Origin of the sequence: Salinimicrobium gaetbulicola (assembly GCF_042676025.1) — a bacterium.
GTDB classification, from domain to species: domain Bacteria; phylum Bacteroidota; class Bacteroidia; order Flavobacteriales; family Flavobacteriaceae; genus Salinimicrobium; species Salinimicrobium gaetbulicola.
In genome coordinates, this window is sequence record NZ_JBHTJP010000032.1 from 1,034,199 (window position 1) to 1,058,682 (window position 24,484).

Genomic DNA, 24,484 nt, shown 5'->3' on the forward strand with positions numbered 1-24,484 from the left:
GTTTTTTGAAGTTGATTATTTTATCTAAAGTTACTAATTCTTATTTCATCTCTATTTTTTCGCCACGAATACACGAATTAATTCTTTCTGTCCTCTACCCTCTGTCCACTGTCCTCTCTTTAACTTGTTGATTGTTTCTATCACTCTTCAAAGAGTCACAACTTCCCAACTTCACAAGATCACAGCTTCACCCGGTCACAACTTCACAACTTCACTCCCTCACCTCTTCACTACCTCCCAACAATTAAGTATTTTTACAAAAAACCCGATCATATGAAAAATCTCATCCTGGCAAGTACCTCTACCTTACACGGACAGGATTACTTAGAATATCTTATTCCTGAACTAAAAAAGCATTTTTCAGGATGCTCAGAAATAGTATTTATCCCATTTGCCCGCCCCGGCGGAATATCGCATGATGAATATACCTCCCTTGCTCAAAAGGCCTTTGAAAAAGCCGGACTTCGAGTGAAAGGGCTTCATGAATTTAAAAATGCCGCGACAGCAGTATCTCAAGCAGAAGGGATCTTCACCGGCGGTGGGAACACGTTCTTGCTCGTGAAACAGCTTTATGACCATGAATTGATCGTTCCTCTGAAAAACGCGATCTCCAACGGCACTCCTTACCTGGGAACCAGCGCAGGCACTAATATTGGCGGTCTTACCATGAAAACCACCAATGATATGCCCATCGTTTACCCGCCAAGTTTCAATACCCTGGGATTTGTTCCTTTCAATATCAATCCGCATTATCTGGATCCGGACCCAAACTCTACGCATAAGGGTGAAACCCGCGAAACCCGTATCAAGGAATTCCATCAATTCAATACCCCTCCAGTGGTGGGACTGCGTGAAGGAAGCTGGCTCGAAGTAAAAGGAGAGAATATCACTTTAAAAGGAAAGCTTACCGCAAGGATCTTTGAAGCAGGACAGGAACCATATGAAGTTGAACCCGAAACAAGCCTGAATGACCTCAGCTAAGATAGAATACGATAAAATACTGGCACAGATCCAGCAGGAATTCTCAGATACTCAACCCTCTGGAAAGGTCGCATCGTACATTCCGGAACTGGCCAAAGTACCGGCCAGTAAGTTCGGGATGCATCTCTATGACCTCAACGGGGAAAACTACCAATTTGGAGACAGTGCGGAACGCTTTTCAATACAATCCATATCAAAAGTATTCACTTTAAGTCTGGCCATGAAGGTGATGGGAGATGATCTCTGGAACCGCGTGGGCGTGGAACCATCGGGCGATCCGTTTAATTCCCTTTCACAGCTGGAGAATGATTCAGGGATACCAAGAAATCCCTACATCAACGCAGGGGCTCTAGTGGTAGCCGATGTGCTGGTCTCTTCTTTTACCAATCCTAAGGCGGCCTTGCTCACATTCCTGCACGAGTTAACAGGTGACACCAGTATTGATTTTGATTACACCGTAGCAGCTTCAGAACAATCTGAAGGTTACCGTAATTACGCGATGGTAAACTACCTCAAGTCTTTCGGGAATATTGAGAACAATGTGGAAGATGTGCTGGACTTTTATTTTCATCAATGCGCCATTGCAATGTCCTGCCGGGAACTGGCCCAGGCTTTTATCATTTTTGCCAACCAGGGCACCACGCTTGATTCAGACCGGGAATTCCTTACCGGAAGGCAGGTGAAAAGGATCAATGCCCTCATGCAGACCTGCGGATTTTATGATGAAGCCGGAGAATTCAGTTTTGAGGTAGGCCTTCCCGGAAAAAGTGGCGTGGGAGGAGGAATTGTCGCTGTGAATCCGTATCACTATGCCGTCGCCGTATGGAGCCCGCCTTTGAACCACAAAGGAAATTCCGCTTTGGGAATGGCAGCACTGGAAAGATTGACCACGCTGACCGGTTACTCTATTTTTTAATTTTTTGAATATTCCTAAAGGTCAGGTTGATCCTTGGTTCTGTTACTTTTTTTGTCTTCGGAAGGCTGTGCACCCAGTACTTTTGAGTTTCTCCCTGCATGAGCAGAAGGCTTCCGGGAGGTAGCTCCAGCTCTATTTTTTCTTTGGAAGTTTTATGTTTCAACACGAATTTTCGTGTTGTACCCAGGCTTAAGGAAGCGATCGCCGGGTTTTTTCCCAATTCAGCTTCAGCATCAGAGTGCCACGACATACCTTCTTCCCCGCTGTGATAGAGGTTCAGCAGGCAGGAATTGAATTTTAAACCGGTCTTCTCCTCAATAAGGTCTTTCAATTCTTTCAATTCCGGGGTCCATATCTTCGCTTTCCGGGTGATCCTGGAATAGGTATATTCGAATTCTTCGGCGCCATACCATCCTGTCTTACGCTTTGTGATGATCCTTTTTCCGAAGATGATCACCTCATCCTGCCGCCAGTCGATATCTTCCATCAGTCGGTTAAAGTAGTGATCAGCTTTTTTGGAAGGCAGGATCTTTCCGAAGAAATAAACTTCTCCGTCATAAGGCAACAAATTATTTAAAGATTCCGGCAGTATTTCCATATAACTAATTCAAATGCATTTCCATCTCGTATTGATTAACGGTATTTTCAAAACCGAGTGATCTCAAATCATTCAGAAGCTGCTTCCGGTGCTCAGGGACATTCCCAAAACGAAGAGCGGGAGTCACTTTGCCTATTGCCTTTAAGACTTCGGAAATATCCTTCTCTTCAGAAGCTTCTATTTGCACTACCTGCCCGTTCGGACCTAACACAAAATATCCCAGGGATCTCCCTTCTTCCGAAGTGACAAAAAAGCTGTTTTTATTCACCTCTGAAATTTCAACAGGTTTGGCCAGGTTATCCCATGAATAATTGGAAGCCTTATAATACCCGGACTCTAAAATCTCCCCAAAAGTAACATTCTGAAGTTGAGAATCGGTAATAGAATTTGGGAGTTCACCTTTATAGGAAAACAGCTTTCGCCGGGATTTAAAACCTATACGCTGATATACCTTCAGCGCCCGCTCGTTCTCACAAATGACCTCCAAAAGGCATTTTTCGATACCTGATTTTTGAAATTCAGAAAGAGCATGATCGTAAAGTTGGTCCACAATTGCCCTTCCACGATATTCTGGCAACACACCTGTTCCGGAATTATAGGCCGTTTTTTTTCCCTCATGGACATCGATCCCGTTAATAATAAACCCAACCAGCTTATCGCCGTCAAACATTCCGAAGGATAGGTTCCAGTCAATTTGTGCAGCGCGGTAGCGGGCTTTCCAATAATTGACATCATCGGGCAGCACAACGAAGTAGTTTGAAAATGCTGTAAGCAGACAGGTTATAACCTCTTCCTGGGTTATAACGTCCAATTTTTTGATCTCCATAAATCCTCTTTTGAGAGGTGGAAAATTACAAATTTATAGTTTAGAGTTAGTTGGATTTTTCACCACGCCAGATGCGCCGATAAGAAGAATAACCAGGAAGACAGGATACAGAATGGAAAATGAAAAATAAATACTTTCTTCAGGAACCAGGGCATTTAAAATGATATTAGATATCGAGGTCAATAACATGCCCAGGGTACCTACTAAAAACAAAGGGTTTGCATTCTTCATATCCTGTATTTTTTAAAATTACTTACAAGGAAGTTACAAACTTTATTAATTCACTGTAGGAAAATACTAAAATTTAAAGAAAATATTAACAATCCCACAAATAAATTCAGCCTGGATTATCATAAATACAAAACAGGTTTCAATGTAGATTATTAAGGAAGAAAGCAAAAAAAAGTCCCATCTTTCGATCAGCGGGAGACCGGGTTCCCTTCGACTGCACTCGGGATAAACTTCTCACCCGGCCTTCCGCAAAAAAAAAGCCCCATCTTTCGATGGGGCTTTGAGCGGGAGACCGGGTTCGAACCGGCGACATTCAGCTTGGAAGGCTGACGCTCTACCAACTGAGCTACTCCCGCATTAGCCCTGCAAATATAAATCGAAACTTTTTATCTCTCCAAAAAAAATTAAAGCTTTTTTAAAAAATGATAACCCTTGATCACGTAGCCTTCATTGAGGTAAAACTTATGACTTCGGTAATTGCTTACGTAACTATTTAGCTCTGAGGTCTCACAGCCTTTTTTCCCGGCATAATCATATATGAATTCAAACAACTTTTTCCCTATTCCCAAATTTCTATAGGACTCATCAATATAAATATGGTCGGGCTCACAAGATCTTCCTGCATAATGTCTGGTCATGAACCACATCCCGAAGACCCCGATAAGCTTTTCATCAAGATAAATTCCGAAGCATTCATAATTCTGGGTGAACATTTCGGTGAAACGTTCCAACAGGATCTCATCAGAAAACTGGTTTTCCATTAACCGCTGGATGAGGGGTAGAATCTGCGGAATATCTTCCTTTAAAATCTTGTTAAATGCTAGGTTCATTCGTGACTTTTCCGCAAAAATAGTCATATTTTTAACTGAATTCTATAACCAATCATTAAAATGGATAACAAAAAAAATTCAGGCAAAATACAGGATATTATTGACCGCTCTCTCCTAAGTGACAGAAAGATCTTTCTTTGGGGACAAATAGATGATAAGGCTTCAAAATATCTTATTGAAAGAATGCTGTATCTTGATTCTATAGGAAACGAGGAGATCCATTTTTATATCAGTAGTCCGGGAGGTTATGTCACAGCCGGGTTTGCTATTTATGACACCATGTTATCCCTGAATAGCCCCGTATCGACCATATGTACCGGAATTGCAGCCTCCATGGCGTCCATACTGCTTTCCGCAGGAACTAAAGGAAAAAGATTTATCCAGCCGCACGCAAAAGTGATGATTCACCAGCCGAGCGGTGGCGCACAGGGACAGGCTTCTAACATAGAAATTCAAGCCACTGAAATTTTAAAGATAAAAGACCTGAGCGCAAAGATCCTTGCCGAAAATTGTAACCAGGACTACGAACGCGTAATAAAAGATTTTAACCGCGATTACTGGATGGATGCTACCGAATCAATGGAATATGGTATCGTGGATGACGTACTCAAAAAAAATATTTAATGGAAAACAAGATAAAACAAAAAGAGACAGAAGGAAAAGGTATGTTCTACATTGAAAAGGACGGAGATATCGTCGCTGAATTAACCTATACCATGAATGATAATAATGTGATGACCCTGGACCATTCGGAAACTGAACCTGAATACACCGGTCAGGGATTTGCCAGCGGACTGGTGAAACACAGTGTAGAATATGCTAAGGAAAACAATCTTAAAATAGACCCCCTTTGTGAGTATGCGGCTAAACAATTTGAAAGACACCAGGAGTACCAGGAAGTTCAAGTAACTGAAGAATAGCCTTGACTGTACATTTAAAAAACAGCCCCGCACTTGTCAGGCAAATTTCTGCTGCAGAAACTTACCCTATTCGAAGCAGGGTGCTTAGACCGGGAAAACCTCTCCAGGAATGCATTTTTGAAGGGGATGAATCCACCTCAACCCTTCATTTTGGAGCCTATATTGACGATAAACTGGTAGGAGTTGCCAGTTATATGGAAAATTCAAATCCTATGTTTGACGCCACTAGTCAGTATCAACTCCGGGGAATGGCAGTGCTCCCTGAATTTCAAAAAAAGAAACTGGGCGAATTGCTTTTACTTGAAGGTGAAAAAAATCTTCGAGAAAAGCGGTCTTCAATCCTGCTGTGGTTCAACGCCCGGGAAACCGCGACAGATTTTTACAAGCGTTACGACTACTCTACCAAAGGCGAAGCCTTTATGATCCCCAATGTGTGTATGCACGTGGTGATGTTCAAAGAACTATAAAGCCCCCGGCTTTAAACCCCTCATCTATGAAAAAGCACGTTCAAAATATATTAATTCTTTCCCTTTTTTCCTTCGGAATATTTTCATGTGACGAGGGATTCCGAAATTCTGAAGAAGCTGATGAGGCTCCAGTAGAATCGGTTGAAAATATATCTGAAATTTCATCTGAAGCAGAACTGGATTACGAAACAGATCCTCAAATTATTGAAAGTCAGCTGCAGGAAATTAGCCCTGATCTGTCCGCTGAAACTGAAACTTTCTATAAAAACAGGGACTTTAAAACTGCCTGGCAAAAAGAGGGAAACAGAAAGACATTTTTGGAACTTTTGGAAAAGGTGGAAGAGGAAGGTCTTACTCCGGGAGATTACCAGGAAGACAAGCTCCTGGAAATCCTGAGTTCAACCGAAGCCGCTTCTGAAAAGATCGCCCAAATGGATATCTATTTGACCGACGCCTTTTTTAAGTATGCTCATGATCTTTACTTCGGAAAATTAGAGCCCAGAGAACTTTATAAGAACTGGGGCGTTTCGAGAAAACCAATTGACCTCCCCGGATTGCTGGAAAAAGGATTGGGGAATAATGATATTTCAGCCACCTTTAACCAGCTAAGACCCTCCCATCCTATCTATTCCCAACTAAAATCAGCTTTAGAAGAATACAAACTTCTGAAAGAGAAAGAACAGGCTTTTCAAAAAGTGGAAAAAGGAGGGTTTATCAAGCCCGGAGAAAAAGACAGTCGTGTTAGAAGCATCTCCAAAAGACTTCAGGAGTTACAATTATTACCCGACAGCATTAATGTTTCGGATAGTATTTATTCCGAAGCACTTCAGGAAAGCATCAAAAAATTTCAGAAGAACAAAGGTCTTCAGGTAGACGGGATCATTGGAAATTCGACGATCGCGGAACTCAACATGACTCCCACAGAACGATACAATCAGATCCTGGCTAATCTGGAAAGATGGCGTTGGTACCCGCGTGACCTGGGAGAGCATTATATCCTTATCAACATCCCTGATTTCAGGCTTGCGGTAGTAAAGGACGGAGATACCGTTCGAACCCACAATGTGATCGCGGGAAGCAGGGCACGACAAACCCCGGTCTTCACCGATACGCTTGAATATATTGTTATCAACCCCCAGTGGAACATCCCTCCTACCATTAAGAAAGAGGACGTGATTCCCAGGGCCGCCAAGGACCCTTCCTACATTAGCAGTCACAACATGAAAGTCATAGGCAGGGATGGAAAGACCCTTGACCCGGCTACGATCGACTGGTCGAGTTCGCAGGTTTATTCTTATAATTATGTGCAAAGAGCAGGACCTTCAAATCCTTTGGGACAAGTAAAGATCATTTATCCCAATAAGTATCTTATTTATTTGCATGATACCCCGGCGCAGAATCTTTTTAGTCAGAATCAGCGTGCAGAAAGCTCAGGATGCGTTAGGGTGGAAAATGCGGTAGATCTTTCAGGTTATATTCTAAACGACCAACCTGACTGGCAGGAAGAAAAGATCAGGGAGGCTATTGCCAGCGGCGTTACCAAGCAGGTAAAAATAAACCGGCCCATCCAGGTCCATCATTTTTATTGGACTGCCTGGCGGGCCGGTAATAAAACTGTTTTTACAGAGGATGTATATAACCTGGATAAGGAAATCTATTCCAGGTTACTGCAGGTTAATTAGACTGCAACTTCATTCAGATACTCTGAATTCTGTAAATATTTTTGGTTTGGGTGATAGATAAATAATGCTGACTTACCTTTTATAAGCTCAATGATCTCTTTGGAGATTTCCTGAGGCACGGCAGGACATCCATAACTTCTTCCCAGTCTCCCGTTTCTGTTAATAAAAGATTCAGTAGCGTAATCTGCACCGTGGATAACTACATAACGCTCACGCGCTTTGGTATTGAACCCTTTTTCCATTCCGTCGATGAACAGGGAAAGGCCGTTCTTGCCATAATATGTCTCAGCGGTCACATAGAACCCTAATGAGCTCTGAAATGAATTGGGAGTATTTGAAAATTTAACTGCTTTATTCCCCCCGGTATTTCTACCGTGAGCAACATAGGTGTTAAAAAGCACTTTTTGAGTGGTCATATCAAGGATCCACATTCTCTTTTCAGTAGAAGCTTTTCCGAAGTCAACAATAGTAAGGATCTCATTCTGGATCTTACCCTCTTCATTCAATTTCTGATATCCTTTGATGCCATTGGCAAAAACATCTCTTGCCGGCATAGAAGCATTAAGCGACAAAAAAGATTCATATAGGCGGTCGATCTTCTCCTCTTCAGAAAGAGAGGCAGGATCTTCAACAGTAATTTTTTCTGAGGTGGTTTTTTCTGACGCAGAGGCAACAGAAGTATTTTCTAATTCATTGGTAGTAAAAGCATAAGAAGCTGTTAAAAAGGTCGCAAGGATCAGAAATTTGTTTATCATATTGTTGTGTTAATTTTAGTTAAGGACTTTAAATTATTCAAAGGTCGTACCAAACTCAGAATAACTCCACTTAATACTGTTAAAATCAATTATTTAAAGAGGGCGTAACATAATCAATAACCCCGGAAAACTAAAATTATTGTGTTATAAATTTTTAGGTTTATGTTAAAGTTTTTAGCGAGGTATTTTATGTTAAAATACGCAATCGTTATCCTTAATATTCCCTTCCTCTCACAGGGCTTGGAAACTAAGATTTCATATCTTTACGGAAATAATTTTTACAATGAACAAGAAAGTGATCCTAATGATCCTGGACGGTTGGGGAATAAGTCAGGATCCGTCTGTCTCTGCAATCGCACAGGCAAATACCCCCTTTATAGATTCTTTATTTGATAAATACCCACATAGCACACTTCGCACTGATGGAATGAACGTTGGTTTACCTGAAGGGCAAATGGGAAACAGCGAAGTCGGCCATATGAACCTTGGTGCCGGTAGAATCGTCTATCAAGACTTAGCGAAAATCAATATCGCGGTAGATAATAACTCTTTAGGGAACGAGCCCGTTTTGGAACAGGCTTTTGACTATGCAATAAAAAATGATAAGCCAATCCATTTTATGGGTCTGCTTAGTGACGGTGGAGTGCATTCCCACATAAAACATTTAAAAGGACTGCTCACGGCGGCAGACGAGGCCGGTGTGAAAAACAAGTATGTTCATGCTTTTACAGACGGAAGGGATGTTGATCCATTTTCCGGAAAAGGCTTTATGGAAGACCTGCAAGGACATTTGGATAGCACCAATACCAAACTCGCTTCCATAATAGGTCGCTATTATGCGATGGATCGTGATAAACGATGGGAACGTACCAAACTGGCCTATGACCTTATCGTAAACGGAAAGGGTGAAAAATATACCGATCCTCTAAAGGCGATCCAGGACAGCTATGACAATGAAGTGACCGATGAATTTATCAAGCCTATCGTACTGACCGATGATTCCGGCAACCCCGTGGCCACCCTTCATAAAGAAGAGGTAGTGATCTTCTTCAATTTCAGAACAGATCGTGGCCGACAACTAACCATGGCTTTGTCACAGGAAGACTTTCCTGACTACGACATGAAGAAGCTTCCGCTTTACTATGTGACCATGACCCGCTATGATGAGACCTTTAAAAATATCAATGTTGTCTACAGCAAGGAAGATATTAAAGCCACATTAGGTGAGGTATTGGAACGTTCGGGCAAAAAACAAATTCGTATCGCGGAAACCGAAAAGTATCCTCACGTGACATTTTTCTTTTCCGGCGGAAGGGAAAAACCTTTCAAAGGAGAACAGAGGATCATGATCAACTCCCCAAAGGTCGCGACTTATGACCTGCAGCCAGAGATGAGCGCCTATGAACTTAGGGATGCCATTATTCCAGAAATAAAATCAAAGTCAGCCGATTTCATTTGCCTGAATTTCGCCAATCCCGACATGGTTGGACACACCGGAGTTTTTGAAGCGGCCGTAAAAGCCTGTGAAACTGTTGACAAATGTGCTAAAGATGTGATCGAGGCTGCAGTTGAGAACGATTACTCGGTCCTGGTGATCGCTGACCACGGTAACAGTGAGACCATGATCAATCCCGATGGAAGCGCCAATACCGCGCATACCACTAATCCCGTACCGTTCATCCTGGTAGATAAAGATGTAAAATCCTTGCAAGCCGGAAATCTTGGGGATATAGCACCTACCATCCTTAAATTAATGGGTATCGAAAAACCGGAATTAATGACTCAAAAATCCTTAGTTTAATGAAATTTTTAATGTATTTCCTTATGATCGCTTCTGCCATGAACTGCGGAAGCGCTCAGCAAGACGAAAGTACCGAAACAAAAAAAAGCACCCCTGAACCTGTTGAACAACAGGATCCCGAAGTAGAGATCGGAAAACTTACAAAAGAAAATTTTCTTCAGGAACCGCATGCGGCCTGGTTCAATCCTATGTATGAATCCTACAAACCTGAAGAAGTTGCTCTTGAAGAGATCAAGAATAATATCAATGATTACGAGATCAAGATCTTTATGGGTACCTGGTGCTCAGACAGCCAGAGGGAAGTTCCGAAGTTTTTACGACTGCTTGAACTAAGTGATTATGATATGGACAGGCTGGAGATCAACGGGGTGACCCGCAATAAAACGTTGCCTAATGAGTATGAAAAATCATATGATATCATCTATGTCCCTACCATCATCTTTTTGAAAGACGGAGAGGAATTGAACAGGTTTGTGGAATATCCTCAGCAAAACTTTGAGCAGGATATTGCAGACATTGTTACAGGTAGAGATTACAAGAACTCCTATGAATAGAATAATTCCCGATCGCTTTGGCGATCGGGAAACAGGAGGTTTTCAAAAAATGGTTTAATTCTGCTATTCTTTTTACTTTTGCAACATGCCAAAATTATTAACCATAGCAGTAGATTTCGACGGTACCCTGGTGGAAAACCGGTATCCTGAAATTGGAAAACCTATATTATTCGCTTTTGAAACCCTTCGGAAGCTGCAACAGGAAGGTCATCAATTGATCTTATGGACCTACAGAAGCGGTGTAAAATTAGAAGAAGCCGTAGAATTCTGCGCTGACCAGGGCATTGAATTCTATGCGGTCAATAAAAGCTACCCCGAAGAAGAATATGAAGATTGCATCAGCCGAAAGATCCTTGCCGATCTATTCATTGATGACAGGAATATTAACGGACTTCCGCAATGGGGTGAAATTTATCATCAATTGACCACCACCAAAGAAACAGCCCCCTTTCAGAAGAAAAAGAACGGGTTATTTACAATTTTTAAAAGAATCTAATGATCATACCAAAGTCAAGAGAAGAGATAGAATTAATGAGAGAAAGTGCCCTTATCGTTTCAAAAACGTTGGGGATGTTGGCTTCTGAAGTTAAACCGGGAGTGACCACACTGCAGCTGGATAAGATGGCAGAGGAATTCATTAGGGACCACGGGGCCGAACCAGGATTTTTAGGCATGTATGATTTCCCGAACTCCTTATGCATGAGTCCTAATGCACAGGTGGTACATGGAATACCCAACGACCAGCCACTGGTTGAAGGGGACATTATCTCGATTGACTGCGGGGCGCTGAAAAACGGATTTTACGGAGATCATGCTTACACTTTTGCAGTGGGTGAGATCGATGCCGAAACCGAAAAATTACTAAAGGTCACCAAAGAGTCCCTATACATTGGCATCAGGGAATTCAAACTGGGTAATCGTGTTGGAGACGTAGGTTTTGCGATCCAGCAACATGCCGAAAAGAACGGTTTTGGAGTAGTGAGAGAACTTGTTGGGCACGGACTCGGGAAAAAGATGCATGAAGATCCTGAAATGCCTAACTACGGAAAAAGAGGGCGCGGAAAGAAATTCATTGAAGGTATGGTCGTGGCGATCGAACCTATGATCAATGCCGGCACGCATCGCATCAAGCAACTCAAGGATGGCTGGACCATTTTAACAGCAGATAATAAGCCAAGTGCTCATTTTGAACATGATATCGCATTAATCGACGGCAAGCCTGAACTATTATCAACTTTTCATTATATTTATGAGGCTTTGGGAATAACCAGTAATGAAGAGGACGAATTCCGGGCGAAAACCATCAACTTTTAATGATCAGAAATTTTCGACAGGAAAGGTGGAAACCTTACCACAAAGAAACCTGGCAGGATCGCTTTCGGTATCAGATCTCAAACTACGGAAGGGTATTGAGCTTTGTAAAGAACCCAAAAGGTGAACTTCTGAAAGGTGGAAAATCACAGGGCTTCCTAACATTTGTCGCTAATTTGAAGAACGGAAAGAAACAGGCCTGCTACATTCACAGGGTTGTTGCCGAACTTTTCCTTCCAAAAAAGGAAAATGATAAATTCGTTATTCACCTCAATTACGTCAAGACCGAAAATCGCGCAGATAACCTGACTTGGGCCACCAAGGAAGAATGGGTCGCTCACCAGCAGGAAAATCCACAGGTGAAAGAAAATAAAGTAAAGCGCAAGAAAGGCACTATAAAATGCTATTCTAAGTTAACCTATGCCCAGGCAACCATTTTAAAGAAGAAACTGTTGGATCCCGAACGCAAAACGCGCATTCGTGTACTTGCGAAACAATTTGGAGTTTCTGAAATGCAACTTTACCGCATTAAGTCGGGAGAAAACTGGGCTGATATAAAAGTATGATCAAGAAAGCCTTTAAATTTTTCCTCAATCGCATTCCCCGCCCCATTCTAATTAGACTCAGCTACCTGGCTAAACCATTTTTATTGCTGAGCCTAAAAGGAGATCGCTATACCGATCCTATCGACGGAAAAAGCTTTTCGAAGTTCCTACCTTATGGTTACGAGCACCAACGGGAAAATGTACTTTCCCCTTCTACCCTCTCCCTGGAAAGACATCGACTTTTATGGCTTTACCTAAAGGAACACACCAATTTCTTTACTGAACCTCACAAGGTGCTTCATTTTGCACCCGAACAAGCCTTTTACAAACGTTTCAGAAAATTAAAAAACTTAGATTACACCACAACCGACCTTCACTCTCCCCTGGCCGATGTAAAAGCTGATATCTGTGATCTGCCTTTTGAAGACAATTCCTTCGATTTTATTCTCTGCAATCATGTCCTGGAGCATATCCCTGATGATGATAAGGCGATGAGCGAACTCTATAGGGTATTATCTCCGGGAGGAACTGCTATTTTACAGATCCCGCAGGACCTGAAAAGGGAAAAGACCTTTGAGGATGATAGCATCACAGATCCTAAAGAGCGGGCGAAGATCTTCGGGCAATACGATCATGTGCGTGTTTACGGAAGAGATTATTTTGACAAACTTAGATCCATAGGATTTCATGTTGAAGAAGTCGATCTCACTTCACACCTTGAACCGGAAATTGTGGATAGATACCGCCTTGCAAAAGGGGAAATTATTCCTGTCGCGCGGAAATAGAACTTACAGCTCGATCAAAACCTCCAGAAATCCCGGCGTGGTAAATTCTTCAATGCTTCCATTTTCACCTGCGTAGATCAAATACACATCCACACCTTCAGTCTTAGAAAGCATTTCTTTTGAACGTTCTAATCCCATGGCCATAAAGGCTGTTGCGTATGCATCTGCCAGAGCACAATTTTCCGCAAGCACAGAAGCGCTTAAAACATCACTTTTTTCTGCATATCCCGTTAACGGATTAACGGTATGAACGTACATTTTTCCGGTTTTAGGATCCAGCCTGTTCTTTCTGTAGTTACCTGAGGTAGCCATCGCACGATCTTTTAATTGTACGGCCGCGGTAAGTGTTCTTTCTTCGGTTTGAGAAGGATCATCGACTCCCACCGTCCAGACAGCTTGCTTTTCAAGATTCTCCCCTCTTGCTAAAAGTTCACCACCTAATTCAACCAGGTAATTATTTACCTTTTTTGAATCCAGATAATGTCCGATGAGATCTATTGTATATCCTTTCGCGATGGCATTGAAATCAATATAGATCCCGGGAATATCTTTTTTTACCTCTCCTTCGGAAGTGATCCTGATCTTATCCAGGCCTACATATTGCCTCAAGGAATCTATCCTGACAGAATCAATGGTGACCTCTTCTTTCTCAGGCCCAAATCCGTAGAAATTAACGAGCTTACCAACCGTAGGGTCAAAATACCCCTCACTCTCCTGATAAACCTTCTCTGACAGCTTAAAAACGTTTTGAAAAAGCGAATCAACCCGCACTAAAGAATCGTTTCGGTTCAATCTGGAAATATCAGATCCTTCCCGATAGGTACTCATGGATTGGTTCACCCTTTCAAAAATGGAATCTAGAGCTTTCTCTAAGGGAATATCCTCTTCAGAATAATATTTTATACTGTAAGTTGTACCCAGGGCCTCCCCCTGCAGAACATTAGCCGTAGGTTCTTTCTCACAGGATTGAAACATACCGGCAAAAATCAGTAAAACAAAGAGTTTTAAAAAGGGGAATTTCATAGTGTTATATTTCTTGAAGGCCGGCATAATTGACCACATAATCATCTGAACTGTCTACTGGGAGTTCATAATCTCTGGAGTTGGCCAACCCTACCCCGGCATAAAAAGTACGGGCGTTGAATTTTTTCGCGTGTTCCTTGATGGTTTCCAAAAAGATATATGGAATTTCTTTGGGATCATGCGGGTACTCGATAGCGCGCACAATTACAAAATGCAGTTTTTTGTTCTTAAGAGCGACAAACTGCGGATCTTTTTTGAATTCACTACTGACGCCAAGGAATTCGAATCCGTCTTCCTCGAGTTGTTTCCCCACGATGTTCATCGCGAGATTGTGCAGTTCCTGATCTGTTAGTTTTGGCATGACGCAAATTTACGGATTAATAATAATGAATCGAAACGGGGGTAAAAGAAAACAGCCGTCAAAAGACGGCTGTTTTAATTATATTTTCTGAAGGATCATATTATCCTCCGAAATCATCGAATCTTACATTCTCTGGCGGAACACCAAAGTCCTCGGCCATTTTCTCAACAGCTTTGTTCATCAATGGAGGTCCACAGAAATAGAATTCAATTTCTTCGGGCTCATCGTGAAGGTTTAAGTAGTTATCAATCACTACCTGGTGAATGAATCCTACGAATCCGTCACCTTCTCCGTCAATTCCATCTTTAACCTTCCAGTTATCTTCTTCTAAAGGCTCAGATAAAGCGATGTAAAACTTAAAGTTAGGGAAATCTCTTTCCAAAGCTCTAAAGTGCTCTGTGTAGAACAATTCACGCTTAGAACGACCACCATACCAGTAAGTAACTTTCCTATCAGTTTTCAATGTTCTGAAAAGGTGATATAAGTGAGAACGCATTGGAGCCATCCCGGCACCACCACCTACGTACATCATTTCTGCATCTGAATGGTTGATAAAGAACTCACCAAACGGTCCTGAAATGGTCACTTTATCTCCTTTTTTACAATTAAAGATATAAGAAGAAGCTATCCCAGGGTTAACGCTCATCCAGTCGTTCTTAGCTCTATCCCATGGTGGAGTGGCAACACGAACGTTCAGCATAACCCTTCTTCCTTCAGCAGGATAAGAGGCCATAGAGTAGGCGCGCTCTACTGTTTCAGGGTTCTTCATTACAAGTGGCCAAAGGTTGAACTTATCCCACTCCATTTTAAATTTATCAGGTTCTCCAGGGTGCTCCTCAGGGTGAGCAGTGATGTCCATATCCTGGTACTTCACTTCACACTTAGGGATCTCGATCTGGATATATCCACCTGCTTTATAGTCCATATCTTCAGGAATCTCAACAACGAATTCCTTAATGAAAGAGGCCACGTTGTAGTTACTCACTACGGTAGCTTGCCATTTCTTGATACCGAATATCTCTTCAGGGATCTGGATCTTCATATCCTGCTTTACTTTCACCTGACATCCAAGACGCCATCCATCGGCGATCTCCTTACGGGTGAAGTGAGGCTCTTCTGTAGGAAGGATAGTTCCACCACCTTCAGAAACGATACACTTACACTGGATACAGGTTCCACCACCACCGCAGGCAGAAGGCAAAAACAGTTTGTTCTCTCCCAGGGTTGAAAGCAGTGTTCCACCGGAACCAACTTCTAAATCTTTTTCTCCGTTAATATTGATACTTACCGGTCCTGAAGGGATCAACTTGGCCTTTGCTGTCAAAAGAATGACGACCAATAGTAAGATCAATACTAAAAATACTACTACACTTGCTATAATTACTTCCATGTCTTTCTCTCTATAGTTTGATTCCCATAAAACTCATGAACCCAAGGGCCATTAATCCGGTAATGATAAATGTAATACCGAGTCCTTTTAAAGGAGCAGGCACATTGGAGTAAGCGATCTTTTCACGGATAGCGGCAATTCCAAGAATTGCAAGGAACCAACCGATTCCACTTCCCAGTCCATATGTTACAGATTCTCCAATTCCCGCAAAATCCTTTTGCTGCATGAACAAGGATCCTCCAAGGATCGCACAGTTTACCGCGATCAAAGGAAGGAAAATCCCCAGCGCTCCATAAAGAGCCGGCGCGAATTTTTCTACGATCATTTCCACAAGTTGTACCATGGCCGCGATCACCGCGATGAACATGATGAAACTAAGGAAACTCAGGTCAATTGACGCATAATCTTCACCCAACCAGGATAAAGCTCCGGGTCTTAAAAGATAGTTGTCAAGTAAAAAGTTGATTGGTACTGTGATGGTTAATACGAAGATTACCGCAGCTCCTAATCCGACTGCTGTCTTAACAGTTTTTGATACTGCCAGGTAAGAGCACATCCCAAGGAAATAGGCAAACACCATATTCTCAATGAAGATACTCCTAACGAATAAATTTATATAATCCATAGTTGAATTTTTTGCTGTTCTAGATTAGGCTTCAATTAATTTACGGTTTCTTGAACGCTGTACCCAAATGATAAGTCCTACCACGATAAGAGCCATTGGAGACAGTAACATTAATCCGTTATTTTCATATCCAAGAGCGTACAATCCGGTAGACTCAGCAAGGGTAACCCCTTTATGCCCAAGTACCTCGTAACCGAATAATTTTCCGGCACCAAGTAGCTCTCTAAAGAATGCTACAATGATAAGGATCAAACCATATCCGGCAGCGTTTCCAATTCCGTCAAGGAAAGACTTATAAACTCCGTTACCCAAAGCGAATGCTTCCAAACGCCCCATTACAATACAGTTGGTAATGATCAAACCGATGAAAACAGATAACTGCTTACTTACATCATAGGCATAAGCTCTCAAGACCTGGTCAACCAAAGCCACAAGAGAAGCAACAACCACTAATTGTACGATAATACGAATACGGTTAGGGATCATATTTCTAAGTGCAGAGATGATCATGTTACTGAAGGCCATTACCGCCATTACAGCAATTGCCATAACGATAGCAGGCTCCAGCTGAACGGTGATCGCCAATGCCGAACAAATACCAAGTACCTGAACGGTAATTGGGTTATCATCATCTAACGGATCTGAAAGAAGCTTTCTATTTGCTTTAGAAAGGAAATGCTCTTTTTCTTCAGAATCTGAAAGAAAAAGTATCATTGCTTTCTTCTTTTCTTCTTTTGATACCTCAGCAGATTGCTCAGGTGTATTTTTTATTTCCTGTGCCATAAATCCTAATTATTTGCAACTTTAATATCTGTTTTACTCTTGAAATAAGGCAGATAATGATTGAGCCTTTCAGAGATCATGTCAGAAACACCGTCTCCTGTAATTGTGGCTCCAGAAATCGCATCTACTTTATTATCATCTTTGGAAGCACTGGCATTACCTTTCACTACAGACACACCAACCAATTCTCCATTATCATCAAAGATCTTCTCGTCATCAAAACGGTGACGGAACCATTCCTGGGTGATCTCTGCACCAAGACCGGGAGTTTCTCCCACGTGATCAAACACAGCTCCTTTTACAGTATTTACATCATCCTTAAGAGCGATATATCCAAAAATAGCATTCCAAAGTCCGGCTCCTCTTAATGGAACAATGTAATAAGCCTTCCCTTCTACATCTGCAATGTATAATGGAAAGTTTTGCTCATTTGCCGGCTTCTTAAGTTCTTTAGCAAGATCTACATCAAAGGCGTCAACACCTTCTTTAACTTTACCTTCATTATTAAGAACGACCTGCTCAGTAATATACTGGTCAAAAAGTTCCTGGGCACCGTCACGATCTGTTTCAACTCCTACAGTGGCAAGGATATTCTGCATTTTTTCCTTTCGCATGTTCTCATACTGCCTTGGCTGTAAAGACGTAGCGGCAAATGCCAATACCACCCCAACTATCACCACCATAACGATGGAGAAAATAAATGTGTAAGAGTTGGAATTCGTTTTATTTACTGTTTTCTCTTCCATAACTATACTACAGTTTCAACTTGTTGGTTAATACCTGCTTTTTTTCTTTTCAATCTGCGCTTGATGTTGCCCTGGATCACATAGTGATCAATAGTTGGAGCGAACACGTTCATAAGAAGAATGGCTAGCATTACTCCTTCCGGATAAGCAGGGTTGAAAACACGGATCATAACAGAGAAGAAACCGATAAGGAATCCATAGATCCATTTTCCCTTATATGTTTGTGCAGCCGATACAGGATCTGTAGCCATGTAAACAATACCAAAGGCCAATCCTCCTACTATTAAATGCTCGTACCAAGGGAAGTTTGTCAACTCATTTCCTGCAACTCCCATTGAAGGAAGCGCATTAAAGATCAATCCCATTACAGCAGCACCAATTACCGCGCTCACCATAATTCTCCAGCTTCCAACCTTTGTAAAGATCAGGAATAAAGCTCCTAAAAGGATCAAGGCTGTAGAGGTTTCTGAAACAGATCCAGGAATGAAGCCCATGAACATATCCATTGTGCTGTATTCCACGTTTTGACCGGCAGCCAAAGTTCCTAAAATAGTCTCTCCTGAAACTCCGTCTACTTCCGCAGCATTCATAACCCAAACGCTGTTACCAGACATATAAGTTGGATACGCGAAGAATGCGAAAGCTCTGGCAGTTAAAGCCGGATTCAAAATGTTCATCCCGGTTCCACCAAAAGCTTCTTTCCCGATAAGTACTGCAAAAACAACAGAGATCGCGAGCATCCATAACGGAAGTCCAACAGGCATGATCATTGGGATCAAAAGCCCTGTTACCAGGTACCCTTCGTTCACCTCATGTCCTCTGAAAATTGCAAATGCGAATTCAATTCCTAGTCCTACTGCGTAAGACACAATGATCATTGGCAAGATCTTAAGGGCGCCATCTAAGAAAGCTTCCCATACTCCTACTTCTGACTGCACCTGACTTAAATACTGGTACCCAGTATTCCACATACTAAAAAGTAATACGGGAACAAGTGCCAATACCACAGTTATCATCACCCTTTTCAAATCTACGGCATCCCTAACGTGGGCACCTTTCTGCGTAGTATGATTTGGGGTAAACATGAAAGTGTCCAGGGCATTATATGCCGGAGCGAACTTTTCAAGTTTCTTCCCTTTCGCGAAGGGCTCTTTAAATTTATCTAATTTTTGTCTAATCCATTCCATAGTAAACAGTTTATCCTACTTCGGTGATCATTAAATCTAACCCTAGTCTTATTATTTCTTGTGCTTCAATTTTTGAAGTGTTCACATAGTCCACCAATGCAAAATCTTCAGGAGCTACTTCATAGATCCCCAGGTTTTCCATTTTTTCGATATCACCGGCCATACAAGCTTTTAACAACTGCATTGGGAAAATATCCATTGGCATCACTTCTTCCATTTCACCTGTAACCACAAGAGCTCTCTCCTCCCCGTGCAGGTTGGTATTGACCTCGTATTTTTTCTTCGGAAACAACCAGGTTAAAGAAGTACGGGAGTTAGAAGGAATGTTATTGTAAGTGAATGGCAACCATCCAAACATTCTGTATTTATTACCTTCAGGGATCAACGTGATCTCATTCGGAAGGAATCCGATGTATCCGTTGTTGCTCACTTTTTGACCGGTAAGCACATCACCTGAAATGATACGAACATTATCTTCATCTACAGTTCCTACAAGATCTGCAACGTTCGCTCCAATTTTGGTTTTGAAGTATTTACGATCTTTAGCTTCGGTTCCAACTACAGCAAGAGTTCTTTCTGCATTAAATTTTCCAGTAAGGAAAAGCTCCCCGATTATAGCAACATCTTCAGGGTTCACCGTCCATACACGCTCTCCAATATTAATAGGATCGATATTATGGATCTGCACACCAACATTTGAAGCAGGGTGCGGTCCTGAAACCATGTGTGTTTCTACATTTTGAAGCCCTTTGAAAGCGCTGCTTCCATTTGCATAAGAAACATGCACTTTTCCGGCAGTAAGTTTAGACAAGGCGTTCAAACCTGCCTGGAAAGCATCCATTTTATCTTTCAGCAAGAATTCAACGTCTGCAGATAGCGGAGCCGTGTTCATTGCCGAAACAAAGATTGCTTTTGGAGTATCTTTCGGGTCTGCTACGATGTCGTATGGTCTCTGGCTCACAAAAGCCCAGCATCCGCTTTCCAGGATCCTGTTCTTCACAGCTTCTGCATCGGCAGTAAGCGGATCCATAGTTCCAAATTCCTTATAGGAATCTGTTGCATCAGCCTCAAGGATAATTTCCATGATGCGGCGTTTATCGCCACGCTTGATCTCTTTTAGAGTACCACTAACTGGTGAGGTAAAGCGAACTTCAGGGGTATATTTGGAGAAGAAAAGTTCATCTCCTGCCTGAACGGCAGCCCCTTCCTTCACAACCATCTTCGGAACAACTGCATGAAAGTCCGGCGGTTTTATCGCGAAAGTCTTTGAGCGGGGTGCATCAACTATTGTTTTGTCCGCCTCCCCTTTTAATCGTAGGGTAAGCCCTCTTTTAATTCTAATGTCGTTTGACATAGGATGGAGTGTTAAAATTCATTTAAAATTGGTGCAAATTTATGCATTTTACCCCCACACTTCCCAATTTAAAATCAATTAATTTGGGCTGTTTTGCTGTTAAAATGACCAAATACTGATCCTAATCAGTTTTTCAGTATCTTTAAATTTTAATTCAAGGAATGAAGACATTTATCACCCTGATTCTCGCTTTTTTCGCACTTCCTTTATCCGTCTGGTCCCAGGGAATAATAGAAAAAGTTCCACCAAATTATATTCGCACGGTTATTTTCAACAGCGGCAATTCCTATAGCGGGGTTCCCGTTATCGAACTGGGCTCCGGACTCAATCTTGAATTTGATGACATTATTGGGGATGAAGCCAACTATTATTACACCATAGAGCATTACAATTACGATTGGACACCTTCTCAACTTGTCAAATCTGAATACATGGAAGGTTTTGACAATGTAAGGATCGTGAATTACCAAAACTCCTATAACACTCTTCAGCTTTATTCCCATTACCGGTTAAACATTCCGAATGAAGATACTCAGAGATTAAAGGTTTCCGGAAATTACATGCTCAAGGTATTTAATGAAGCTAGGGAATTGATCTTTTCCAGAAAATTCATCATTTATCAACCTCTTACTTCGGTTGCGGTAGAGATCAAAAAATCAAGGGACGTACGATTCATCCATACCAAGCAAGTGGTGAATTTCTCTGTCAACTCCCCTGATTTCATTATCCGAAATCCTGAAGAATCGGTTAGAGCAGTGATCCTTCAGAATAATAATCTCAAAACTGGGATCTACAACATCAAACCTCAATATAATATAGGTAATGAACTGATCTATAAATATGATCAACCCACTGCCTTTTGGGCCGGCAATGAATTCCTGAACTTTGACAGCAAGGATCTAAGAGCAGCCACTGTAAAAATTCGCTCCATAGAAGTTAAAGATCTTTACCATCATTACCTATTCAGGGACCAGATAAGGGCTTTTGAACCCTATACGTATAATCCGGATATAAACGGAAAGTTTGTGGTGAGAACCATGCAGGGCAGAGATAACTCAATCGAGGCCGGGTATGTATGGACTCATTTTGCCTTACAGACCACTGAAAAATTTAATGAAGTGGAAGTACACCTTTATGGTGGATTCAATAATTTTATTCTGGACGACAGCACCAGGCTGGAGTATAATCCCCTGACAGGCACCTATGAAACCGCCAGGCTCTTCAAACAGGGATACTACGATTATAAATATGTATTACTTCGGAAAGACGGTACGCTGGATGAAGGCTTTTTCAGCGGAAATTTCACATCTACAGAAAATGATTATACAGTGATCATATATTACCACCCCCCAGGAGCCAGATTTTCAAGAGTAATTGGAGTTGGAAATCAAAACTCGGTTACTATTTCGAATTAACATATATTTGGGATTGTAATTATAACGCATGGACCCGGACAAAAAATTACTACCAGAAGGCAAGTTCACCATTTTGCCTAAAATGAAAAAAGAAAGGCACCAGTTAAAATACCGTAGCACGGTTTGCCTTAACTGTAAACATCCTTTAGATATAAGCGATGAATACTGTTCTAACTGCGGGCAATTGAACAGTACAAAGAAACTGGCCTTCAATGACTTTTTCAATGAGTTCTTTGCAGGAATCATGGCATATGACTCCAGGTTTTACAGGACCCTGGGCGTTCTTCTGTTTAAACCCGGTAAGATCTCGAAAGATTATATTGAGGGAAAACGTGTAAGGTACGCGAACCCGTACAGATTCTACTTAAGCGCTTCGATCATCTTCTTTCTTCTGTGGACTTTTCCACAGGATCTAGAATCCATAGAAACTCCCGACGTAGTTATACCCAGTGAAGAGGAAAGCGCCAGAATAGATTCCTTGCTAACCATAGAAAGAGAGAACAACCCTGCCCTGGATTCAATCCTCACTAAAAATAAAACTGCCAAAGCTTTAATCGAAAAAGGGGTAAATAAGAAAAAAGAAGAACCTAAAGAAAAAGAAGACGTTTACCTTCCAGAGGTACAGCTGGACACCATGAGCTTCTTCAACCGAATGACAAGAAAGGTTACTATCTTTAATAGCCATTATGAAGAGACTGAAGATAAAAATGCAGATGCAGCCCTGGAAAGTTTAAAATACTCCAACACCACTTTAAATCACTGGTTGTATAAAAAAACGGTGGATGCCCACGAGTTCATTAAAAATCCCGGACTTTTTCTCAGCTATTTTGTCAGTAAACTACCCTTCATAATCTTCTTCTACCTTCCCGTTTTCGCGCTTTTCATTTGGTTATTATACCTGCGCAGGCCGTTCACCTACATGGAACATCTCATTTTTACATTTCATAATCAAACCACCTGGTTCGTAATGTTTGGGTTGGTCCTTATCCTGGAATGGATCTTCCAGGTTGGATGGATCACAGGTTTTGCGGTGCTAATATTTTTGTTTTACCTCTACAAAGCATTCAGAAGGTTTTATGGACAAGGGAGAGTTAAAACCATTTTAAAGTTTATTATAATCAATATAATATTCTTTACTTTAGCCATAGTTGCAACAATATTCTCAGTTCTTGCATCTTTTGCAATTTATTAAGATATGATCCAACAAGTCACCAGAGGTATTAAGATATCTATAGAGACCAATTTTGAAGGGACCTTTCATAAGAATTACAGGGTCCATTTCGCCTTTGGGTACAGAATTACGATCGAAAATCAAAGCAAGGATTCAGTCCAGCTTACGTCCCGCTTCTGGCGTATCAAGGACGCGCTGAACAATACTGAGGTAATTGAGGGCGAGGGAGTGATCGGGAAAAAACCGGTTCTAAAGCCGGGTGAATCCCATACCTATAAAAGCGGATGCCTGCTTGCTTCCCCATTTGGTTCTATGAGCGGATTTTACAGCATGATCAATTTTACTTCAACCCGTAAGTTCATGGTAGCCATCCCATCCTTTAAATTAAGTGCACCTTTCGCGCTTAACTAGAACGAAGATCTTCAGAAATTTCAATTTTTGTTATCTCATCTGAAAGCAGGTTCCTGTAATAAAATTTCAGTTTCCCTTCGGAAAGCGCTACCTGGGAGATACTTTGGGTTTTGATGAATCCACGGTCCATGATCACATCTACATTTTTATCCCCGGTACCTGCGGAAGTATGGAAATCCAACAGGTCTTCAGCTGTTAAGGAACGCTCTTTTCTAAATTCCCTAAACCAGCTTTCCCGAAGCAGTTTCATTTCCGAAGTATACAACGGCGAAGACGACCAGATATGGGGTTCAGATTCCAGGGCTTTCAAATGTTTTCTGCGACCGTCCCATACCAACTCCAAAAGTTTGAGTTCTGAAGACCAATCCACTCCAATCACAGTAAAGGGCTCTACATTTTCCAGGTCATAATCTTTAATGGCCGTTGTCAAGACAGGAGCGTCCAAAAGGTCCTTTACCACTACTCCCCTGCTCAACCGGTATGGTGGCTTTCTTTCGTGGCGTTCAAATTCTCCATTCAAAAGACAGATCGTTCGTTTGCGCTCACTTACACCTATCCAGGTACCACCGCCAACCTCATCTTTGGGATAGAGTTTTAAAATGTCATTTTCAGAATATATTTTGGGCGGAAGAGTTTTACGACCATTGGCCTCATCACGATTGGAGGTAAGTATGAATCCCTCGGAAGGGCTTTTAAAGGGAATTAACGTTACAGTACACATATTATGAAAATACTAAGAAATGACGATTAAATCCCGAAATTTTGTTTAAAATTCAGCTTTTGTTAGGGGATCCAAAATACTTTTAATTTATTTAC

At 41.6% G+C, this 24,484-nt stretch carries 29 protein-coding genes and 1 tRNA gene; 15 read left to right on the forward strand and 15 right to left on the reverse strand.

Annotation, left to right across the window (positions count from 1 at the left end):
* Window positions 1-273 precede the first annotated feature (273 nt).
* Both pepE and ACFQ1G_RS06240 read left to right on the forward strand, forming a co-directional pair.
* Window positions 274-981 carry a dipeptidase PepE gene (gene pepE, locus ACFQ1G_RS06235; protein WP_380737660.1) on the forward strand — a complete coding sequence of 236 codons (708 nt, stop codon included), beginning with the start codon at window positions 274-276 and terminating at the stop codon, window positions 979-981.
* A 1-nt stretch (window position 982) separates the two neighbouring features.
* Entirely contained in the window at window positions 983-1,897 is a 915-nt protein-coding gene (locus ACFQ1G_RS06240) for a glutaminase (RefSeq protein WP_380738472.1), read from the forward strand.
* Here ACFQ1G_RS06240 and ACFQ1G_RS06245 read toward each other — a convergent pair.
* The 5 genes from ACFQ1G_RS06245 to ACFQ1G_RS06265 all read right to left on the reverse strand — a co-directional run bounded on the left by ACFQ1G_RS06245 (window position 1,887) and on the right by ACFQ1G_RS06265 (window position 4,382).
* Window positions 1,887-2,495, reverse strand: coding sequence for an alpha-ketoglutarate-dependent dioxygenase AlkB family protein (locus ACFQ1G_RS06245; RefSeq protein WP_380737661.1), 609 nt, complete (start codon window positions 2,493-2,495; stop codon window positions 1,887-1,889). The genes ACFQ1G_RS06240 and ACFQ1G_RS06245 overlap by 11 nt on opposite strands.
* A 4-nt stretch (window positions 2,496-2,499) precedes the next feature.
* On the reverse strand, window positions 2,500-3,321 hold the full coding sequence (locus ACFQ1G_RS06250) for a GNAT family N-acetyltransferase (protein WP_380737663.1): 822 nt from the start codon (window positions 3,319-3,321) through the stop codon (window positions 2,500-2,502).
* A 33-nt stretch (window positions 3,322-3,354) separates the two neighbouring features.
* Window positions 3,355-3,552, reverse strand: coding sequence for a hypothetical protein (locus tag ACFQ1G_RS06255; RefSeq protein ID WP_380737665.1), 198 nt, complete (start codon window positions 3,550-3,552; stop codon window positions 3,355-3,357).
* A 283-nt stretch (window positions 3,553-3,835) separates the two neighbouring features.
* Window positions 3,836-3,908, reverse strand: a tRNA-Gly gene (locus ACFQ1G_RS06260).
* 48 nt (window positions 3,909-3,956) lie between these two features.
* Window positions 3,957-4,382, reverse strand: a complete 426-nt coding sequence (locus ACFQ1G_RS06265; protein WP_380737667.1) for a GNAT family N-acetyltransferase — start codon at window positions 4,380-4,382, stop codon at window positions 3,957-3,959.
* Between the two features lie 60 nt (window positions 4,383-4,442).
* On the opposite strand from ACFQ1G_RS06265, the gene ACFQ1G_RS06270 reads away from it, so the two are divergent.
* From ACFQ1G_RS06270 to ACFQ1G_RS06285, 4 genes are read left to right on the forward strand one after another with little or no spacing between them, the layout of a single operon-like run.
* On the forward strand, window positions 4,443-5,006 hold the full coding sequence (locus ACFQ1G_RS06270) for a ClpP family protease (protein WP_380737669.1): 564 nt from the start codon (window positions 4,443-4,445) through the stop codon (window positions 5,004-5,006).
* Entirely contained in the window at window positions 5,006-5,302 is a 297-nt protein-coding gene (locus tag ACFQ1G_RS06275; RefSeq protein WP_380737671.1) for a GNAT family N-acetyltransferase, read from the forward strand. Before ACFQ1G_RS06270 ends, ACFQ1G_RS06275 begins: the two co-directional genes overlap by 1 nt.
* Window positions 5,303-5,304: 2 nt before the next feature.
* Window positions 5,305-5,769, forward strand: coding sequence for a GNAT family N-acetyltransferase (locus tag ACFQ1G_RS06280; RefSeq protein ID WP_380737673.1), 465 nt, complete (start codon window positions 5,305-5,307; stop codon window positions 5,767-5,769).
* Between the two features lie 26 nt (window positions 5,770-5,795).
* Complete coding sequence (locus ACFQ1G_RS06285; protein ID WP_380737675.1) at window positions 5,796-7,451, forward strand: L,D-transpeptidase family protein; 1,656 nt, start codon at window positions 5,796-5,798, stop codon at window positions 7,449-7,451.
* Here ACFQ1G_RS06285 and ACFQ1G_RS06290 read toward each other — a convergent pair.
* Window positions 7,448-8,206, reverse strand: a complete 759-nt coding sequence (locus ACFQ1G_RS06290) for a murein L,D-transpeptidase catalytic domain family protein (protein WP_380737676.1) — start codon at window positions 8,204-8,206, stop codon at window positions 7,448-7,450. The two genes, ACFQ1G_RS06285 and ACFQ1G_RS06290, sit on opposite strands and share 4 nt — an antisense overlap.
* A 283-nt stretch (window positions 8,207-8,489) precedes the next feature.
* Here ACFQ1G_RS06290 and gpmI point away from each other — a divergent pair, with 283 nt between their 5' ends.
* The 6 genes from gpmI (at window position 8,490) to ACFQ1G_RS06320 (ending at window position 13,202) form a co-directional block, all read left to right on the forward strand.
* A complete protein-coding gene (gene gpmI, locus ACFQ1G_RS06295; RefSeq protein ID WP_380737678.1) occupies window positions 8,490-10,007 on the forward strand; it encodes a 2,3-bisphosphoglycerate-independent phosphoglycerate mutase in 1,518 nt (505 codons plus the stop codon).
* Entirely contained in the window at window positions 10,007-10,561 is a 555-nt protein-coding gene (locus tag ACFQ1G_RS06300) for a thioredoxin family protein (RefSeq protein ID WP_380737680.1), read from the forward strand. The genes gpmI and ACFQ1G_RS06300 overlap by 1 nt, the downstream gene beginning before the upstream one ends.
* Window positions 10,562-10,646: 85 nt before the next feature.
* The gene (locus ACFQ1G_RS06305; RefSeq protein ID WP_380737681.1) at window positions 10,647-11,057 is read left to right on the forward strand and encodes a BT0820 family HAD-type phosphatase; all 411 of its coding nucleotides are present in this window, start codon (window positions 10,647-10,649) and stop codon (window positions 11,055-11,057) included.
* Window positions 11,057-11,875: a type I methionyl aminopeptidase gene (gene map / locus ACFQ1G_RS06310; RefSeq protein WP_380737683.1), complete on the forward strand. Its 819-nt coding sequence runs from the start codon at window positions 11,057-11,059 to the stop codon at window positions 11,873-11,875. Before ACFQ1G_RS06305 ends, map begins: the two co-directional genes overlap by 1 nt.
* Window positions 11,875-12,438, forward strand: coding sequence for an HNH endonuclease signature motif containing protein (locus tag ACFQ1G_RS06315; protein WP_380737685.1), 564 nt, complete (start codon window positions 11,875-11,877; stop codon window positions 12,436-12,438). Before map ends, ACFQ1G_RS06315 begins: the two co-directional genes overlap by 1 nt.
* The gene (locus ACFQ1G_RS06320) at window positions 12,435-13,202 is read left to right on the forward strand and encodes a class I SAM-dependent methyltransferase (protein WP_380737687.1); all 768 of its coding nucleotides are present in this window, start codon (window positions 12,435-12,437) and stop codon (window positions 13,200-13,202) included. The genes ACFQ1G_RS06315 and ACFQ1G_RS06320 overlap by 4 nt, the downstream gene beginning before the upstream one ends.
* A gap of 3 nt (window positions 13,203-13,205) precedes the next feature.
* On the opposite strand, the gene ACFQ1G_RS06325 is transcribed toward ACFQ1G_RS06320, so the two are convergent.
* The 8 genes from ACFQ1G_RS06325 to ACFQ1G_RS06360 form a co-directional block, all read right to left on the reverse strand.
* On the reverse strand, window positions 13,206-14,225 hold the full coding sequence (locus tag ACFQ1G_RS06325) for an FAD:protein FMN transferase (protein ID WP_380737689.1): 1,020 nt from the start codon (window positions 14,223-14,225) through the stop codon (window positions 13,206-13,208).
* A 4-nt stretch (window positions 14,226-14,229) separates the two neighbouring features.
* Complete coding sequence (locus ACFQ1G_RS06330) at window positions 14,230-14,586, reverse strand: Na(+)-translocating NADH-quinone reductase subunit F (RefSeq protein WP_380737691.1); 357 nt, start codon at window positions 14,584-14,586, stop codon at window positions 14,230-14,232.
* A 100-nt stretch (window positions 14,587-14,686) separates the two neighbouring features.
* Window positions 14,687-15,976 (reverse strand): NADH:ubiquinone reductase (Na(+)-transporting) subunit F, encoded by a 1,290-nt coding sequence (nqrF, locus tag ACFQ1G_RS06335; protein ID WP_380737693.1) that lies wholly within the window; start codon window positions 15,974-15,976, stop codon window positions 14,687-14,689.
* A 10-nt stretch (window positions 15,977-15,986) separates the two neighbouring features.
* Window positions 15,987-16,601: an NADH:ubiquinone reductase (Na(+)-transporting) subunit E gene (gene nqrE / locus ACFQ1G_RS06340; RefSeq protein WP_380737695.1), complete on the reverse strand. Its 615-nt coding sequence runs from the start codon at window positions 16,599-16,601 to the stop codon at window positions 15,987-15,989.
* Between the two features lie 24 nt (window positions 16,602-16,625).
* Window positions 16,626-17,384, reverse strand: coding sequence for an NADH:ubiquinone reductase (Na(+)-transporting) subunit D (locus ACFQ1G_RS06345; protein ID WP_380737697.1), 759 nt, complete (start codon window positions 17,382-17,384; stop codon window positions 16,626-16,628).
* A gap of 5 nt (window positions 17,385-17,389) precedes the next feature.
* Window positions 17,390-18,130: a Na(+)-translocating NADH-quinone reductase subunit C gene (locus tag ACFQ1G_RS06350; RefSeq protein WP_380737699.1), complete on the reverse strand. Its 741-nt coding sequence runs from the start codon at window positions 18,128-18,130 to the stop codon at window positions 17,390-17,392.
* A 2-nt stretch (window positions 18,131-18,132) separates the two neighbouring features.
* Window positions 18,133-19,317, reverse strand: a complete 1,185-nt coding sequence (locus ACFQ1G_RS06355) for an NADH:ubiquinone reductase (Na(+)-transporting) subunit B (protein ID WP_380737700.1) — start codon at window positions 19,315-19,317, stop codon at window positions 18,133-18,135.
* A 10-nt stretch (window positions 19,318-19,327) separates the two neighbouring features.
* Entirely contained in the window at window positions 19,328-20,671 is a 1,344-nt protein-coding gene (locus ACFQ1G_RS06360) for a Na(+)-translocating NADH-quinone reductase subunit A (protein ID WP_380737702.1), read from the reverse strand.
* Window positions 20,672-20,832: 161 nt separating this feature from the next.
* Here ACFQ1G_RS06360 and ACFQ1G_RS06365 point away from each other — a divergent pair, with 161 nt between their 5' ends.
* The 3 genes from ACFQ1G_RS06365 (at window position 20,833) to apaG (ending at window position 23,668) form a co-directional block, all read left to right on the forward strand.
* Window positions 20,833-22,086, forward strand: a complete 1,254-nt coding sequence (locus tag ACFQ1G_RS06365) for a type IX secretion system plug protein (RefSeq protein WP_380737704.1) — start codon at window positions 20,833-20,835, stop codon at window positions 22,084-22,086.
* Window positions 22,087-22,168: 82 nt separating this feature from the next.
* Window positions 22,169-23,278 (forward strand): DUF3667 domain-containing protein, encoded by a 1,110-nt coding sequence (locus ACFQ1G_RS06370; protein WP_380737706.1) that lies wholly within the window; start codon window positions 22,169-22,171, stop codon window positions 23,276-23,278.
* A gap of 3 nt (window positions 23,279-23,281) precedes the next feature.
* The gene (gene apaG, locus ACFQ1G_RS06375) at window positions 23,282-23,668 is read left to right on the forward strand and encodes a Co2+/Mg2+ efflux protein ApaG (RefSeq protein WP_380737708.1); all 387 of its coding nucleotides are present in this window, start codon (window positions 23,282-23,284) and stop codon (window positions 23,666-23,668) included.
* On the opposite strand, the gene ACFQ1G_RS06380 is transcribed toward apaG, so the two are convergent.
* Window positions 23,661-24,389 (reverse strand): NRDE family protein, encoded by a 729-nt coding sequence (locus ACFQ1G_RS06380; RefSeq protein ID WP_380737710.1) that lies wholly within the window; start codon window positions 24,387-24,389, stop codon window positions 23,661-23,663. The genes apaG and ACFQ1G_RS06380 overlap by 8 nt on opposite strands.
* Between the last annotated feature and the right edge of the window lie 95 nt (window positions 24,390-24,484).

Coding starts and splice junctions, on each gene's coding strand:
- pepE (WP_380737660.1), top strand. CDS start 274: ATGAAAAATCTCATCCTGGCAAGTACCTCTACCTTACACGGACAGGAT.
- ACFQ1G_RS06245 (WP_380737661.1), bottom strand. CDS start 2,495: ATGGAAATACTGCCGGAATCTTTAAATAATTTGTTGCCTTATGACGGA.
- ACFQ1G_RS06250 (WP_380737663.1), bottom strand. CDS start 3,321: ATGGAGATCAAAAAATTGGACGTTATAACCCAGGAAGAGGTTATAACC.
- ACFQ1G_RS06255 (WP_380737665.1), bottom strand. CDS start 3,552: ATGAAGAATGCAAACCCTTTGTTTTTAGTAGGTACCCTGGGCATGTTA.
- ACFQ1G_RS06265 (WP_380737667.1), bottom strand. CDS start 4,382: ATGAACCTAGCATTTAACAAGATTTTAAAGGAAGATATTCCGCAGATT.
- ACFQ1G_RS06270 (WP_380737669.1), top strand. CDS start 4,443: ATGGATAACAAAAAAAATTCAGGCAAAATACAGGATATTATTGACCGC.
- ACFQ1G_RS06275 (WP_380737671.1), top strand. CDS start 5,006: ATGGAAAACAAGATAAAACAAAAAGAGACAGAAGGAAAAGGTATGTTC.
- ACFQ1G_RS06285 (WP_380737675.1), top strand. CDS start 5,796: ATGAAAAAGCACGTTCAAAATATATTAATTCTTTCCCTTTTTTCCTTC.
- ACFQ1G_RS06290 (WP_380737676.1), bottom strand. CDS start 8,206: ATGATAAACAAATTTCTGATCCTTGCGACCTTTTTAACAGCTTCTTAT.
- gpmI (WP_380737678.1), top strand. CDS start 8,490: ATGAACAAGAAAGTGATCCTAATGATCCTGGACGGTTGGGGAATAAGT.
- ACFQ1G_RS06300 (WP_380737680.1), top strand. CDS start 10,007: ATGAAATTTTTAATGTATTTCCTTATGATCGCTTCTGCCATGAACTGC.
- ACFQ1G_RS06305 (WP_380737681.1), top strand. CDS start 10,647: ATGCCAAAATTATTAACCATAGCAGTAGATTTCGACGGTACCCTGGTG.
- map (WP_380737683.1), top strand. CDS start 11,057: ATGATCATACCAAAGTCAAGAGAAGAGATAGAATTAATGAGAGAAAGT.
- ACFQ1G_RS06315 (WP_380737685.1), top strand. CDS start 11,875: ATGATCAGAAATTTTCGACAGGAAAGGTGGAAACCTTACCACAAAGAA.
- ACFQ1G_RS06320 (WP_380737687.1), top strand. CDS start 12,435: ATGATCAAGAAAGCCTTTAAATTTTTCCTCAATCGCATTCCCCGCCCC.
- ACFQ1G_RS06325 (WP_380737689.1), bottom strand. CDS start 14,225: ATGAAATTCCCCTTTTTAAAACTCTTTGTTTTACTGATTTTTGCCGGT.
- ACFQ1G_RS06330 (WP_380737691.1), bottom strand. CDS start 14,586: ATGCCAAAACTAACAGATCAGGAACTGCACAATCTCGCGATGAACATC.
- nqrF (WP_380737693.1), bottom strand. CDS start 15,976: ATGGAAGTAATTATAGCAAGTGTAGTAGTATTTTTAGTATTGATCTTA.
- nqrE (WP_380737695.1), bottom strand. CDS start 16,601: ATGGATTATATAAATTTATTCGTTAGGAGTATCTTCATTGAGAATATG.
- ACFQ1G_RS06345 (WP_380737697.1), bottom strand. CDS start 17,384: ATGGCACAGGAAATAAAAAATACACCTGAGCAATCTGCTGAGGTATCA.
- ACFQ1G_RS06350 (WP_380737699.1), bottom strand. CDS start 18,130: ATGGAAGAGAAAACAGTAAATAAAACGAATTCCAACTCTTACACATTT.
- ACFQ1G_RS06355 (WP_380737700.1), bottom strand. CDS start 19,317: ATGGAATGGATTAGACAAAAATTAGATAAATTTAAAGAGCCCTTCGCG.
- ACFQ1G_RS06360 (WP_380737702.1), bottom strand. CDS start 20,671: ATGTCAAACGACATTAGAATTAAAAGAGGGCTTACCCTACGATTAAAA.
- ACFQ1G_RS06365 (WP_380737704.1), top strand. CDS start 20,833: ATGAAGACATTTATCACCCTGATTCTCGCTTTTTTCGCACTTCCTTTA.
- ACFQ1G_RS06370 (WP_380737706.1), top strand. CDS start 22,169: ATGAAAAAAGAAAGGCACCAGTTAAAATACCGTAGCACGGTTTGCCTT.
- apaG (WP_380737708.1), top strand. CDS start 23,282: ATGATCCAACAAGTCACCAGAGGTATTAAGATATCTATAGAGACCAAT.
- ACFQ1G_RS06380 (WP_380737710.1), bottom strand. CDS start 24,389: ATGTGTACTGTAACGTTAATTCCCTTTAAAAGCCCTTCCGAGGGATTC.